Source organism: Aeromonas media, from assembly GCF_000819985.1.
In the GTDB taxonomy this organism is placed as follows: domain Bacteria; phylum Pseudomonadota; class Gammaproteobacteria; order Enterobacterales; family Aeromonadaceae; genus Aeromonas; species Aeromonas media.
Genome location: NZ_CDBZ01000031.1, coordinates 1 through 935, shown reverse-complemented (window position 1 = coordinate 935; position 935 = coordinate 1). Strand labels below are relative to the sequence as shown.

Annotated in this window: 1 pseudogene; it reads right to left on the bottom strand. The window is 55.4% G+C overall.

Annotated features, from left to right (window positions below):
• Positions 1 to 11: 11 nt before the first annotated feature.
• Positions 12 to 935, bottom strand: a pseudogene (locus BN1127_RS02570) (IS4-like element ISAeme22 family transposase); the annotation flags it as partial.

The window sequence follows — 935 nt, the reverse complement described above, 5'->3', positions numbered from 1 at the left end:
CTGTCTCTTGATCAGATCTTGATCCCCTGCGCCATCAGATCCTTGGCGGCAAGAAAGCCATCCAGTTTACTTTGCAGGGCTTCCCAACCTTCCCAGAGGGCGCCCCAGCTGGCAATTCCGGTTCGCTTGCTGTCCATAAAACCGCCCAGTCTGGCTATCGCCATGTAAGCCCACGGCAAGCTACCTGCTTTCTCTTTGCGCTTGCGTTTTCCCTTGTCCAGATAGCCCAGTAGCTGACATTCATCCTGAGTCAGCACCGTTTCAGCTGACTGGCTTTCTACGTGTTCCGCTTCCTTTAGCAGCCCTTGCGCCCTGAGTGCTTGCGGCAGCGTGAAGCTTTCTCTGAGCTGTAACAGCCTGACCGCGACAAACGAGAGGATCGAGACCATCCGCTCCAGATTATCCGGCTCCTCCATGCGTTGCCTCTCGGCTCCAGCTCCGGTTTTCCATGCCTTATGGAACTCCTCGATCCGCCAGCGATGGGTGTATATGTCGATGACCCGCAAGGCTTGGGCTAGTGACTCGACGGGTTCACTGGTTAACAACAACCATTTCAACGGGGTCTCACCCTTGGGCGGGTTAATCTCCTCGGCCAACACCGCATTGAGCGTGATATTCCCCTGTTTTAGCGTGATGCGCCCACTGCTCAGGCTCAAGCTCGCCTTGCGGGCGGGTCGATTTTTACGTTTACCGCGTTTATCCACCACGCCCTTTTGCGGGATGCTGATCTGATAGCCACCCAGCTCCGGTTGGTTTTTCAGATGGTCGTACAGATACAATCCGGAGCCAGTGTCCTTGCGCGGGTGCTTGGAGCGCACTACAAATCGCTCTTTATGTGTCAGTTTGTCCTGCAGGTAAGCATGGATATCGGCTTCGCGGTCACAGACCGCAATCACGTTGCTCATCATACTGCCCATGCGTAACCGGCTAGTTGC